The organism is Desertimonas flava (assembly GCF_003426815.1).
GTDB lineage: Bacteria > Actinomycetota > Acidimicrobiia > Acidimicrobiales > Ilumatobacteraceae > Desertimonas > Desertimonas flava.
In genome coordinates, this window is sequence record NZ_QKYK01000009.1 from 125,353 (window position 1) to 138,241 (window position 12,889).

General features: G+C 69.5%; 12 protein-coding genes. 9 read left to right on the forward strand and 3 right to left on the reverse strand.

Annotation, left to right across the window (positions count from 1 at the left end):
• The first annotated feature begins 11 nt into the window (after window positions 1–11).
• Window positions 12–2,288, forward strand: coding sequence for an aconitate hydratase (locus DN771_RS12980; RefSeq protein ID WP_116997956.1), 2,277 nt, complete (start codon window positions 12–14; stop codon window positions 2,286–2,288).
• A 427-nt stretch (window positions 2,289–2,715) separates the two neighbouring features.
• On the opposite strand, the gene DN771_RS12985 is transcribed toward DN771_RS12980, so the two are convergent.
• The gene (locus DN771_RS12985; protein ID WP_162941885.1) at window positions 2,716–3,402 is read right to left on the reverse strand and encodes a lytic transglycosylase; all 687 of its coding nucleotides are present in this window, start codon (window positions 3,400–3,402) and stop codon (window positions 2,716–2,718) included.
• Between the two features lie 363 nt (window positions 3,403–3,765).
• On the reverse strand, window positions 3,766–5,364 hold the full coding sequence (locus DN771_RS12990) for a serine/threonine-protein kinase (RefSeq protein WP_162941886.1): 1,599 nt from the start codon (window positions 5,362–5,364) through the stop codon (window positions 3,766–3,768).
• Between the two features lie 56 nt (window positions 5,365–5,420).
• Between DN771_RS12990 and DN771_RS12995 the strand changes: the two genes are divergently transcribed.
• From DN771_RS12995 to DN771_RS13025, 7 genes are all read left to right on the forward strand, one after another.
• Complete coding sequence (locus DN771_RS12995; RefSeq protein ID WP_116997962.1) at window positions 5,421–6,008, forward strand: RNA polymerase sigma factor; 588 nt, start codon at window positions 5,421–5,423, stop codon at window positions 6,006–6,008.
• A complete protein-coding gene (locus DN771_RS13000; protein ID WP_116997964.1) occupies window positions 6,005–7,051 on the forward strand; it encodes a hypothetical protein in 1,047 nt (348 codons plus the stop codon). The genes DN771_RS12995 and DN771_RS13000 overlap by 4 nt, the downstream gene beginning before the upstream one ends.
• A gap of 188 nt (window positions 7,052–7,239) precedes the next feature.
• Window positions 7,240–7,941, forward strand: coding sequence for an ABC transporter ATP-binding protein (locus tag DN771_RS13005; protein ID WP_116998022.1), 702 nt, complete (start codon window positions 7,240–7,242; stop codon window positions 7,939–7,941).
• Complete coding sequence (locus DN771_RS13010) at window positions 7,938–8,843, forward strand: ABC transporter permease (protein WP_116997966.1); 906 nt, start codon at window positions 7,938–7,940, stop codon at window positions 8,841–8,843. The genes DN771_RS13005 and DN771_RS13010 overlap by 4 nt, the downstream gene beginning before the upstream one ends.
• A 70-nt stretch (window positions 8,844–8,913) precedes the next feature.
• Complete coding sequence (locus tag DN771_RS13015) at window positions 8,914–10,095, forward strand: ABC transporter substrate-binding protein (RefSeq protein WP_116997967.1); 1,182 nt, start codon at window positions 8,914–8,916, stop codon at window positions 10,093–10,095.
• Window positions 10,096–10,206: 111 nt separating this feature from the next.
• The gene (locus DN771_RS13020) at window positions 10,207–10,602 is read left to right on the forward strand and encodes a 6-pyruvoyl trahydropterin synthase family protein (RefSeq protein ID WP_116997968.1); all 396 of its coding nucleotides are present in this window, start codon (window positions 10,207–10,209) and stop codon (window positions 10,600–10,602) included.
• Entirely contained in the window at window positions 10,602–11,486 is an 885-nt protein-coding gene (locus DN771_RS13025; RefSeq protein ID WP_116997969.1) for an isopenicillin N synthase family dioxygenase, read from the forward strand. Before DN771_RS13020 ends, DN771_RS13025 begins: the two co-directional genes overlap by 1 nt.
• A gap of 58 nt (window positions 11,487–11,544) precedes the next feature.
• On the opposite strand, the gene DN771_RS13030 is transcribed toward DN771_RS13025, so the two are convergent.
• Entirely contained in the window at window positions 11,545–12,015 is a 471-nt protein-coding gene (locus DN771_RS13030) for a nitroreductase family deazaflavin-dependent oxidoreductase (RefSeq protein WP_116997970.1), read from the reverse strand.
• Window positions 12,016–12,149: 134 nt separating this feature from the next.
• Here DN771_RS13030 and DN771_RS13035 point away from each other — a divergent pair, with 134 nt between their 5' ends.
• Window positions 12,150–12,875, forward strand: a complete 726-nt coding sequence (locus DN771_RS13035) for a TetR/AcrR family transcriptional regulator (protein WP_116997971.1) — start codon at window positions 12,150–12,152, stop codon at window positions 12,873–12,875.
• Window positions 12,876–12,889: the final 14 nt, after the last annotated feature.

Below are 12,889 nucleotides of genomic sequence, written 5' to 3' on the forward strand. Positions count from 1 at the left end.
GCGCCCATTCCATGAGCACCGTCAGCGCCTCCACCCCCATCGAACTCGTCGAGGGCGTGTACGCCTCGCTTCCCGACCGGGTCGCTCAAGGACGCGAGCGGTTCGGCCGCCCGCTCACCCTCACCGAGAAGATCCTCCTCAACCACCTGTCGAGCGACAATCAGGACATCGAACGGGCCACGACGTACAACGACTTCCGTCCCGACCGCGTCGCCATGCAGGACGCCACCGCCCAGATGGCGCTGCTGCAGTTCATGACGGCCGGGCTGCCGGAGGTCGCCGCACCGTCGACGGTGCACTGCGACCATCTCATCCAGGCGAAGGTCGGCGCGACGATCGACCTCGGTGTCGCCGTCGACACCAACAAGGAGGTGTACGACTTCCTCCGCTCGGTGTCGGCGAAGTACGGCATCGGCTTCTGGGGTCCGGGCAGCGGCATCATCCACCAGGTCGTGCTCGAGAACTACGCCTTCCCCGGGGGCATGATGATCGGCACCGACTCCCACACGCCCAACGCCGGCGGCCTCGGCATGGTCGCCATCGGCGTCGGTGGTGCCGATGCCGTCGACGTGATGACCGGCTTCCCGTTCAACGTGCGCTTCCCGAAGGTCATCGGCGTGCGCCTCACCGGCACCCTGTCGGGCTGGTCGAGCCCCAAGGACGTCATCTTGGAGGTCGCTCGCATCCTCACCGTCGAAGGCGGCACCGGCGCCATCATCGAGTACCACGGCCCCGGTGCCGACTCGATCTCGGCCACCGGCAAGGGCACGATCTGCAACATGGGCGCCGAGATCGGCGCCACGACGTCGCTGTTCCCCTACGACGCCAACATGGCGGCCTACCTCAAGGCGACGGGCCGCGAGGCGATCGCCGACGCCGCCGACCAGGTGGCTGCGGATCTCCGCCCCGACGACGGCGCCGTCTACGACGAGCTGATCGAGATCGACCTCGACGAGCTCAAGCCGCTCATCAACGGGCCCCACTCCCCCGACCGGGCCCACCGCGTGGGCACCGCCGTCGGCGACGCTGCCCGCGAGAACGGCTGGCCGCTCGAGATCTCGGCCACGCTGATCGGCTCGTGCACCAACTCGTCGTACGAAGACATCACCCGCGCCGCGTCGATCGCCCGGCAGGCGTCCGCCAAGGGACTCAAGGCGAAGACCGACCTCCTCGTCACCCCGGGCTCCGAGCAGATCCGCGCCACCATCGAGCGCGATGGCCTGCTCGCCGACCTGGAGGCGATCGGGGCGACCGTGCTCGCCAACGCCTGCGGTCCGTGCATCGGTCAGTGGGCGCGGCCCGAGAGCATCACTGGCCGGCCGAACACGATCGTCAACTCGTACAACCGCAACTTCCCGAAGCGCAACGACGGCTCGGCCAACACGTTGAGCTTCGTCACGTCGCCGGACACGGTGATGGCGCTGGCGCTCGCCGGTCGGCTCGACTTCGATCCCACCACCGACACCCTCACCACCGAGGACGGCACCGAGGTGCTGCTCGATCCGCCGGTGGGCGAGATCCTCCCGGCCGACGGCTACGACCCGGGCGTCGACACGTTCACGGCCCCGCCTGCCGACGGCTCGGGCGTGGAGGTGGCCGTCAGCCCGACGAGCGATCGTCTGCAGCTGCTCGAGCCGTTCGCGGCCTGGGACGGCAACGACTACTTCAACCTGCCGGTGCTGGTGAAGGCCCACGGCAAGTTCACCACCGACCACATTTCGATGGCCGGGCCGTGGCTGAAGTATCGCGGTCACCTCGAGAACATCTCGGGCAACCTCTACCTCGGCGCCGTCTCGGCCTACCACGACAACGTCGTCGGTCAGGGCAAGTCGGCCCTCACCGGCGAGATGATGAGCTTCCCCGACCTCGCCAAGCAGTACCACGAGGCGGGCCAGCCGTGGGTGGTGATCGGCGACCAGAACATGGGTGAGGGTTCGAGCCGCGAGCACGCGGCGATGGAGCCCCGCTTCCGTGGCGGCCTCGTGGCGATCGCCCGCAGCTTCGCCCGCATCCACGAGACCAACCTGAAGAAGCAGGGCATGGTGCCGCTGACCTTCGTCGATCCGGCCACCTACGACCTGATCGAGGAGGACGACCGGATCAACGTGCTCGGCCTGCCGCCGGTGCCCGGCAAGCCGGTGCACTGCCAGATCGTCAAGCCCGATGGCTCGACGGTCGACTTCGAGGCCACGCACACCTTCAGCGACGAGCAGGTGGAGTGGTTCAAGGCCGGCTCGGCCCTCAACATCGTCAAGGCCAAAGTGGCCGCAGAGGCCACAGGCAGCTGAGTGGCCGCAGAGGCCACAGGCAGCTGACCCATCCGAGTGTCGGGCGCCCCCCAGTAGGGCGTTCAACACTCCGGAGCAGTTCAACACTCGGACGGGTCAATCGATCAACGCGCGGATGGAGACCGGTCGCGAGACGTCAACGAGCCGGCGCCGGAGGGATCAACCCGCGGATGGAGACCGGTCGCGAGAGGTCAACGAGCCGGCGCCGAAGGGATCAACGCGCGGATGGAGACCGGTCGCGAGAGGTCAACGAGCCGGCGCCGAAGGGGGATGCTCGAAGGGGGATTCCCCCTTCGATGCGGCGACCAGCGCAGCTTGCTGCGCCGCCGCCTCTTTCAATTCTTCCGTGCGAGCGAAGCGAGCTCGACCTAACTCGCCGCAGGCGAGCGAGGGAGCGCAGCGACCGAAGCGAGCCGAGGACGACCCCTCAGCAGGGGATCAGGATCTCGATGCCGATCACGAAGCCGGCGTAGAACGGCGTCGCCGCGTTGGCGGCGTCGAGTTCGGCGACGGTGACGTCGAAGCGGCGGGCGACCGTCCCCTTCACGTCGCCGGCGCGGATCGTGTAGGTCTGCTGCGTCGAGCCGTCGGGGCACGCTCCCTCGGCGGCGTCTCCGTCCGGCGACGCGGCGCCCGAGCCGCTCCCGGGAGGCGCCTCGTCGGGATCCCAGTCCTGCGGAGGGATGCGGATCGAGTCGCCCGGCTGGAGCGAGTGTTGCAGGCTCTCCCACCCGTTGTAGGCGGCGATGGCTTCGGCTGTGACGTCGAAGCGTTGGGCGATGCCGACGAGGTAGTCGCCGCGCCGCACCTCGTAGGCCTGCTCGGCGTTGGGGTCGGCGTCGGCGGGGTCACCCGCGGTGCCCCCACTGGAGCCATCGTCGTCGCCGCCACCCAGATCGGGTGGGGCCGGCAGGGTGGTGGTCGTGGTGCGGACCGGCTCGGTGCGGAACGTCGTCGAGGTGCCGGAGGCGACGATGGTGACACCGGGCGAGGCGCTGCCGCTGGAGCAGCTCGACAGGCCGACGACGCCGGCGACCAGGCCGGCTGCGACCGCTCCGGACAACCCGGCCACCTTGCGCGCCGAAAGGCGTCGGAGCCACCCGCGGTTGATCACGGGGTCAGCGTAGTGACGGGGCCCTTCTCGCCGGCGGCACCGTCGCCGTGACACCTGCTGCGACGTGCGTCAGCATCCGGATGGGGGCGGGATCCAAACCCACTACCCGACTCAGGAATCCAAGGTCCAACGTCATGGCTGGTGAGCGCCGGTGGGTGGAATTGCGCCCACCAGCCATGGCGACCTTTGGATTGCCACAAGTGTACCGCTCGGCCGACTTGTGTCTCGTGAATTATCGTTTCGGATGGCGGGTCTCATCATGCCGGAAACCCGGGCCCCGGATCGGGGTGACGGGTCGAGGCGAGACGTGCTCTTCACTACCGCCGTAGCAGCTCAAACACTAGCATCGCGAGGCCTCGCGCGCTAGTCGTACGAGACCACGATCCGGGTCAGTTCCTGCCCTGGTTGCACGGCTGTTTCGCCCTTCGGGGACAGCGTCACGGTGACCTCTCCGTCAGGTCCGGCGAGGGTCACGGCGGTGCGCTCATGGGCTCCGTCGCCAGGCGGGTCTCCGACGATCTCCCAGTCGGGATTGGCGGCGAGCAGCGCCTCGAGCGCCTCCGGCACCGAGCCGGCGAACGAGGCCGATTCGCGGTTCTCGTCGGCGTTGGGGGTGAAGTCGGCGACGAATCCCGACAGGTCGAGCCGGGCTCCCTCAGCCGGCACGTCGGTGCCGGTTCCCGTGCCCGTGTCCGCCGGATCGCTCACGGGCGGATCCGTCGGGACGACCGTGTCGCCCGCGGTGGTGGGCGGTAGCGGACCCGGCACGGTCGACGCCGATGGTTCCGTGCTGTCGTCGGTCGACACGATCGGCAGCACGGGCTCGGTCTCGATGGGGTCGGTGGGCGGCGGGTCGTCGTCGCCGCCCCCGCCCGACAGGGCGATCACGAGGGCCACGATCGCCGCGACGACCAGCGCGCCGAGGCCGATGGCCAGCTTCTTCTGCTGCGTCAGCCAGCCGCCGCGCGGCACGGCGGCACCGAGTTGCGTTCCGGTCGGCAACGGCTGGCCGTCGGGACCGAGCTCGGCCGGAGGCGGCGCGGACGGGGGCGCCAGCGGGCGCCCCGGCGCGCCGCCGCCGGGCACCGACATCGACGCCTTGAGGGCGACGAGCTCGGCGACGACGTCGTCGGCCGTGCTCGGACGGTCGTCGGGTTGCTCGGCGACGAGGCGGGTGATCAGGTCGACGAGTTGGGCGGGTGGCTGCGGGGCGCCGCGCTCGACCGCTTCGGCGACGACGGCCGGAACGTCGATGCGCTCGTTGGCGGCCGCCGCCATCGTCGACGCCTTGCCCCCCGGGTCCCCGGTGAGCAGCTCGAGCATGATCCGCCCGAGCGAGTAGAGGTCGCTGCGCCGATCCAGTTGGGTGAGCCCGGCAGCCTGTTCCGGCGACACATACCCCGGTGAGCCGGCGACCAGCGTCAGCGACGTCATGTCGAGGCCCCGGGCGAGACCGAAGTCGGCGAGCACCACCGTCTCGTCGGCGGCGAGACCGGGGATGCCGCGCCGCGTGGACGAGGACCGGACCAGCACGTTGGTGGGCTTGACGTCTCGGTGCAGGTGACCGGCGGCGTGGACGTCGACCAGGGCGTAGGCGATCTCGGTGGCGATCGACACCACTTCCGTCACGTCGAAGTTGCGGCCCTCACGGTGACGCTGATCGAGACGGTCGCCGAGCGTCCCGCGATCGGCCCAGGCCATGACGAGATACGGCTGGCCGGTGGCGGTCTCACCGAGGTGGAAGCCGCGCACGATCCGCGGGCTCTCGGCGGTCAGCAGAACCCGGGCCTCCGACAGGAACCGGCGGCGCACCTCGTGGTCCCGGCTCCAGTTGTCGGCGAGGATCTTGACCGCCACCCGGCGGTCGAGCACCTGGTCATGGGCCAACCACACGGTTGCGAATGAACCCGTCCCCAGGACCCGCTCGAGTCGGTAAGGTCCAAGGATCTGCGCGTCAGCCACCGGACGAATCTAGGAGATCGGCCCGCGCGGAGTCCGCGACCAAGGGAGACGCACTGATGGAGTTCGACGAGATCGAGGCGGTCGGGCAGCGCGCGGCACGTGGGGACAAGGCGGCGCTCGACCAGCTCCTCGTCGGCATCCAGCCGTTGATCCTCAGCCGTTGCCGGCGCTTCCTGCCCAACAATCTCGACGCCGAGGAAGCCGCCCAGGATGCCCTCTTCTCCATCGCCCGGCGCATCGAGAGCTTCGAGGGCCGGGCCAAGTTCACCACGTGGATGTACCAGCTCACGACGAACGCGGCGATCGACTGCTATCGCAAGTTGAAGCGGCGGCGCAGCGTCCTCGAGGCTCCGCCCGACCTGGCGGCGCGGGGTTCGTCGCCCAGCGTCATCGCCGGTGCCCGGATCGACGTCCTCGAAGCGGCCGAGCAGCTGGAGCGACGCCTCGTCGAGCCGGTGCTCATGCGAGACCTCTGCGAGCTCGAGTACTCCGACATCGCCGATCTCCTCGGCATCCCGCTGGGCACCGTCAAGTCCCGGATCCACGACGGGCGGGAGCAGATGCGCAAGGTGCTCTACGGCCGCGGCCCCGACGGCGAGGGCGTCACGTCGACGTCGCACCGCCGGAGCGAACCGACCGAATGACCCATCCGCTGGTCGCAGCCGCAGCCCTCGCCGCGCTCGCCGTCGGCGTGGCTGCGTCGCCCCCGTCGCAGCCTGGCGGGGACGACGATGCGGCGGCCACCAGCGCGTCCGCCAGCCCACCGCCGCCGGCCGGCGAGTCATCCAGCAGTCCTTCGGAGCCGGTGACGGTGGGCGGGTCGGCCGGCAGCGGTCCCGGTTCGCCTGCCGACGTGACGATCAAGACCATCCCGGGGGCCCCGGTCACCGTTCCCGGCGAGGCGCCGCCCCACGCCTCGATCGACCAACTCGTGGCGGCCTCGCAGCGGTTCCTCGGACCCTCGACCGACATGACGGCCGCGTTCGCAGGGCTCGTCGACGTCCCGCCCGGCATCCCCACGCCTGCCGGCTCGACCGTGCTCGAGATGATGCTCAGCCTCGAGCCGTCCGACGAGGCCGACGACAGCTACTACTACGGCACCGTCACGTTCGAGTCCACCGCCACCGCCTCCGACATCGCCGAGTTCTACGAGACGCTCCTGCCCGCTGCCGGCTATCCGCAGAGCGGCGACAGCACGAGCAGCGACGAGGGCGGCCGGCGACGCACGCTCGAGTTCGACATCCCCGCGGCCGAGTACTGGCTCGCCGACATCACCGTCACGCTGACCGAGAGTGTCACCGACGACGAGGTCACGCCGACGCACGAACTGCGCTGGTATGCGGACGCAGACGAGTCGAAACTCGAGCCGTTCCTCGGCTGGGCGCCCGGGCTGCCGCTGCCCGCCGATGCCATTCCGGCGTCCGTGCTGTTCTCCACCTCGGCGTTCCTCGACGTCGACTCGGTGAGCGTCGAGGTCGCCTACGACATTCCCGGCGTCGATCCGGTCACCATGCACTCGACGTTCGAGGGCCAGCTGCCACGCGGCGGCTACGCCATCGACGCCGACGAGGACATCGACGGTTCGACCACGATGACCGGCCCCGGGATCCCGCAGATCTCCATCTACTGGAACGAGGGATATCCGACCGGCACGCGGGCGACGGTCCGCGGTCGCGTCGTCCTCTGACCGGCCGGCCCGGCAACCGAAGCGGGCGTCGCCGGGCCGACTGTGCCAGCATGGGTCGCCGATGAGACGGCCGCCTGGCGCCAGCTGCCGGGTGCGAGTCGCCCCGGTCGCGGACCGAACCCAAGGAGGAGACCCGGAGCGTGCAGGACAGCGGAGGCGGCGCGGCATTGGCGTTCAACGACATCGGGATGACCTTTCCCGATGGGACCGTCGCCATCGACCGGGTGTCGTTCAGTGTCACTCGGGGCGAGTTCATCACCGTCGTCGGGCCGTCGGGGTGCGGTAAGTCGACGCTCCTGAAGATCGCATCGGGACTGCTCGACGCCACGCAGGGCTCCGTGGACATCGATCGGGAACGCATCGGGTACGTCTTCCAGGATCCGACGCTGATGCCCTGGCGGACGGTGCGCGCCAACGTCGAACTGCTCGCCGAGCTGCACGGCATCGGCCGGCAGCAGCGCCGTGAGCTGGCCGCCAGGGCCATCGACCTCGTCGGCCTGTCCGGGTTCGAGAACCACTACCCGAAGTCGCTCTCGGGCGGGATGCGCATGCGGTGCTCGCTCGCCCGCACACTCACCCTGAGCCCGCCGATCCTGATGTTCGACGAGCCCTTCGGGGCGGTCGACGAGATCACCCGCGAGCATCTCAACGAGGAGACCCTGCGGCTGTTCCAGCAGGAAGGCTTCGCCGGGCTGTTCATCACCCACTCGATCTCCGAGGCGGTCTTCATGAGCACCAGGGTCCTCGTCATGTCGGCCCGTCCCGGGCGCATCGTGGCCGAGTACGACGTGCCGTTCTCGTACCCGCGCTCACCCGACCTGCGCTTCGATCCCGAGTTCGCCCGGCTGAGCGGCGAGATCTCCACCTCCCTCCGGGCGGCCCACGTATGACCGACCGGCCTGGCACCGACCTGGTCCCGTCGGTCACCGACCCCATCGTGACGTCGGCGATCGTCGAGGCGCCCACCGTCCGGGCCGCGCCGACCGTGTCCCGGAGTCGGCGGGTCGCCCGGGCGGTCATCCCGCCGTTGGTGCTGCTCGCGGCCGTCATCGGGGTCTGGTACTACGTCCACCGCTTCGTTCTGTCGCAGCGGCGCAAGTTCGTGCTCCCCTATCCCCACGACGTCGTGCGGGTCGGTTTCCTCGAATGGGACAACCTGAGTGAGTTGCTCGAGGCCACCTGGTCGAGCACCAGAGTCGCCGCGATCGGGCTCTTCCTCGCCATCCTCCTCGGCGTCGCCGTGGCCACCTTGATGAGCCAGGCGAAGATCATCGAGCGGGCGATGTTCCCGATGCTGGTCGCCCTGCAGGCGATCCCGATCCTCGCCATCGTGCCGCTGATCACGTTCTGGTTGGGCACGGGCCAGAACGCCCGGGTGCTGGTGTGCGTGATCATCTCCTTCTTCCCGATCGTGCTCAACACGCTCTTCGGCCTGCTCGGCGCCGACGGCGGCCTCCACGACCTCGTCACGCTCCATCGAGGTGACCGCTGGACGCGGCTGCGCAAGGTGATGTTCCCGTCGGCGCTGCCGGCGATGTTCGCCGGCCTGCGCATCTCGGCCGGCCTGTCGGTGGTGGGCGCGATCGTCGGCGACTTCTTCTTCGGCCGCGGTGACGTCGGCATCGGCCAGCGCATCAAGCAGTACTCGCTCAACTCCAACTACAACCACCAGCTCTTCGCCGCCGTGATCATCGCCTCGATGATGGGCATCATCGTGTTCCTGCTCTTCGGTGCGCTCCAGAGCGCCGTGATCGGCAAGTGGCACGACTCGAAGTCCGGCGGCGGTCGCTGACGATGTCCCCGAGTCCCACCGCGTCCGTCCGATCAGCACTCCACCACCCCAACACCAACAGGAGCACCCGATGAAGAAGAAGGCCACCATGGCGGCGCTGCTCGCCGGCGCCGGCGCCCTCGCCCCGGCGATCGGCGCCGCGTCGACGCCCCCGGACACCGAGCCGGCTTCCACCGAAGCGGCGAGCGAGGGTTCGGCCCCCGCGGCCGCGGGGGGCGAGTTCACGCCGCCCGATCTGTCGGAGGTGTGCCCCGAGACGATCGTCATCCAGACCGACTGGTTCCCCGAGGGTGAGTACGGAGCCACCTACGGCCTGCTCGGGCCGGACTACGAGGTGAACGCCGACGACAAGATCGTCTCGGGTCCGCTGTACTCGCACGGCGAACCCACGGGCGTGAACGTCGAGGTCCGTTCCGGCGGCCCGGCGATCGGCGTCGACCTCGAGACGGAGTTCTACTCCGACGATTCGATCACGTTCGCCTACGGCACCACCGACGGCCAGATCCTCTCGTGGAACAACACGCCGCTGCTGTCGGTGGTCGCCCCGCTCGAGATCAACCCGCAGATCATCATGTGGGACCCCGAGACCTACCCGGACGTCGAGACGCTGGCCGACCTCGGCGAGCAGGACGTGGTGATCAACCTCTTCGGCGGCGTGACGTTCGGCCAGATCTTCGTGGCCGACGGCACCTGGTCCGAGGACCAGGTCGACCCGAGCTACGACGGCGGCCCCACCCGGTTCATCGCCGAGGACGGCGCCATCGCCCAGCAGGGCTACGCCTCGTCCGAGCCGTTCGCCTACGAGCACATCTTCACCGATTGGGGCAAGCCGGTCGCCTACCAGCTCATCCACGACGCCGGCTTCCAGGTGTACCAGTCGACGCTGGCGATCCGCCCGGACGACCTCGAGACACTGCGTCCCTGCCTCGAGCTGTTCGTGCCCGTCGTGCAACAGTCGGCGGTGGACTACATCGCCGACCCGAGCGCCACCAACGCGGCGATCGTCGACATCGTCGAGCAGTACGACAACTTCTGGGAGTACCCGGCCGAGCTGGCCGAGTACTCGGCCCAGACGCAGGCCGAGCTGGGTCTCACTGGCAATGGCGACGACGACACGCTCGGCAACCTCGACGGCGAGCGGATCGAGGGGGTGCTGACGCAGATGCGTGACGCCGGCCTGGAGGTCCCCGAGGACCTGACCGCTGACCAGCTCTTCACCAACGAGTTCATCGACGAGAGCATCGGCGCCTGACCTCATCCCGCGTTCTTGTACTGATTTTGGCCCGGATGCGGGCAAGAATCAGTACAAGAACCATCTCCTGACCGGTCCGAGGGCCGGCGACGGACAGAAAGGACGGCGACGGTGCAACTGACCATCACAGCTCGGATCCAGGCACGGTGGGGTCACCGGGTCGACGGGCTCATCCACTCGCACGCGTGGACGGTCGAAGCCACCGTGGAAGGGCCGGCCGATGCCGACATCGTGATGCCGGCCGACGACCTCGAGGCGCTCCTGCGCGCCGAAGTCGAGCCGTGGGCCGGCCACTACCTCACCGACACCGACATCGGTCCGTGGAAGAGCTTCCTCCCGCTCGTGTGGGACCGTGAGCCGACGGTCGAGGAGATCGTGCGACGCCTCTGGAACTCGATCGAGCCCAAGGTCCACGGCCTCGTCGAGGTCGCCCTCACCGAATCGTCGGAGTTCGACCGCTCGCGCACGGTTCGCCTTCGCCGCGAAGTGTCGCTCATCCCGTCCTGATGACGGCCGCGGCGCCGGTCGTCGACATCCGGCCGCTCCTCGTTCCCGACGACCCGGCCGGCGTCGATGCCGTCGTCGCGGCAATCGACGAAGCGTGCCGGGCGACGGGGTTCTTCGTGGGCGTCGGGCACGGGCTCGACGGTCCGATGACCGACGTCTTCGGTGCGGCCCACCAACTGTTCGCCCTCGCCCAGCACGACAAAGACGCGCTCGCCATGTGGCAGCGCTGCGGCTACGTCCACGACGGCGCCAAGGAGCTCTACGACGTCGAACTCGTCACGCCCCGTGGTGTCGATCGCAACCGGTGGCCGTCCCTCACCGGGTTCCGGGAGGCGGTCGAGCGCTACGAGCGCGAGGCGCTGGATGTCGCGGCGGCCGTCCTCCGCGCGCTCGCCGTTGCGCTCGACATCGGCCCGACGTTCTTCGCCGACCGCATGGGTGCGCCGGAGTGCTACCTGCGCATGCTCCGCTATCCGGCTCGATCGGAGAGCGCCGCCCCGACGCCCACCCGCACCCACACCGACTACGGCGCCATCACGCTGCTGGCCACCGACGGGGTCAGCGGGTTGCAGGTGCACCCGGTGGATGGCGGCTGGGTGGACGTGGTCGCGCCGCCCGGCAGTCTCGTCGTGAACCTCGGCGACATGCTCGCCCGATGGACCAACGATCGCTATCGCTCCACGCCGCATCGGGTGACCACGTCGGCCGCCGAGGACCGCTACTCGGTCCCGTTCTTCGTCAACCCCGACGCCGACACGGTCGTCGAGTGCATCGACAGCTGCGTCGACGCCGGGCACCCGTGCGCCTATCTCCCCGTCACCGCGACGGAGTTCCTCCAGGGCCGGATCGACGGCACGATCGCCGTGCCGCTCCCGCCCGACTGACCCACGAAGTGTGATCCCTGGCAGCAGGTTTCCGCACTCTCTGCTCACACCTCTCGGATCAGCGGGCCACGGACTGCAGACGGAACACTGGGAAGCCCGCCGCCACGGCGGCGATCTCGTCGTCGGACGACGTGGCCGACAACCCTTCGAAGAACGCTCCGACCTCCCACGCCCACTTGGCGAGGTAGGCGCGGATGATCGGCGTCTTGTCGGCGTCGGCCACCTCGGTGGCCGTGAACTCCTCACGCCGCCGCCCGACGCGCAGCGTGCCCAGCTGCGCGGCACGCAGGTTGCGCACCCACTGTGTCGTCCCCCGAGGGGCGACGAGGAAGCGCTCGCCGTCGAGGCTGAGCGGGTTGACGACGGTCCGGCGGACCTCGCCGCTCTTGCGACCGCGGACCTCGAGTTCGCGCGATCCGCGCAGGCTCAAGCCGAGGCGGGTGAGGAGGGCGATGAGGGGGTTGAACACCCGTTTCGTCATCGTGCTGGGCTCGAGGTACCGGGCGGTGTTGCTCGGGGAGGGAGACATCTTGCGTCCTTTCGACATCGGGCAGTGACGCGGTGTGAGCACTGCTCTCGTTACAGATCAGTGAATCAGATCTGCCGACTGTTTGCAAGAGCAGTGCTCACATTTCGGCGCAGTGATCTGACATACTGGAGTCCATGCCGACCGAACCGACCGCCGAACCGGTCCTCCGCGGCGCTCGAGCCCGCGCTCGCGCCGAAGTCACCGACGCGATCAAGCAGACCGCCCGGCGCCACCTCGCCACCGATGGCGCCGCGGCGCTGTCGCTTCGTGCCGTCGCCCGCGAGCTCGGCATGGTGTCGTCGGCGGTCTACCGCTACGTCGCCAGCCGCGACGAGCTCCTCACCCTGCTCATCATCGACGCCTACGACGCGGTCGGACTGGCGGCCGAGACCGCCGCGTCGCACAGCCGCCGCGCCGCCCCCGCCCGCCGGTTCGTCACCGTGGCGACGGCGATCCGCCGCTGGGCGGTCGACCACCCGCACGAGTTCGCCCTGATCTACGGCTCGCCGGTTCCCGGCTACGCCGCCCCGCTGGACACGATCGCGTCGGCCTCCCGGGTCACCGCCGCCCTCGTCGGCGTCGTCGCCGACGCTCATCGGGATGGAAAGCTCCGCATCGGTCATGACCTCGCTCCCGCCATCCCGCGGAAGCTCGCTGACGATCTCGTCCGCGTGCGCGACTTCATCGGCACCGACGTGCCCGATGGCCTCGTCGTGCGAGTGCTCGCCGCGTGGACCCAGCTGTTCGGGTTGATCAGCTTCGAGCTGTTCGGCCAGACCCGCAACGTGATCGAGGCCCACGCCGACCTGTTCGAGGCCACATCGACGGTGATGGCCGAGCTCATCGGCCTCGACGACTGACGCCGGCCCGCTGC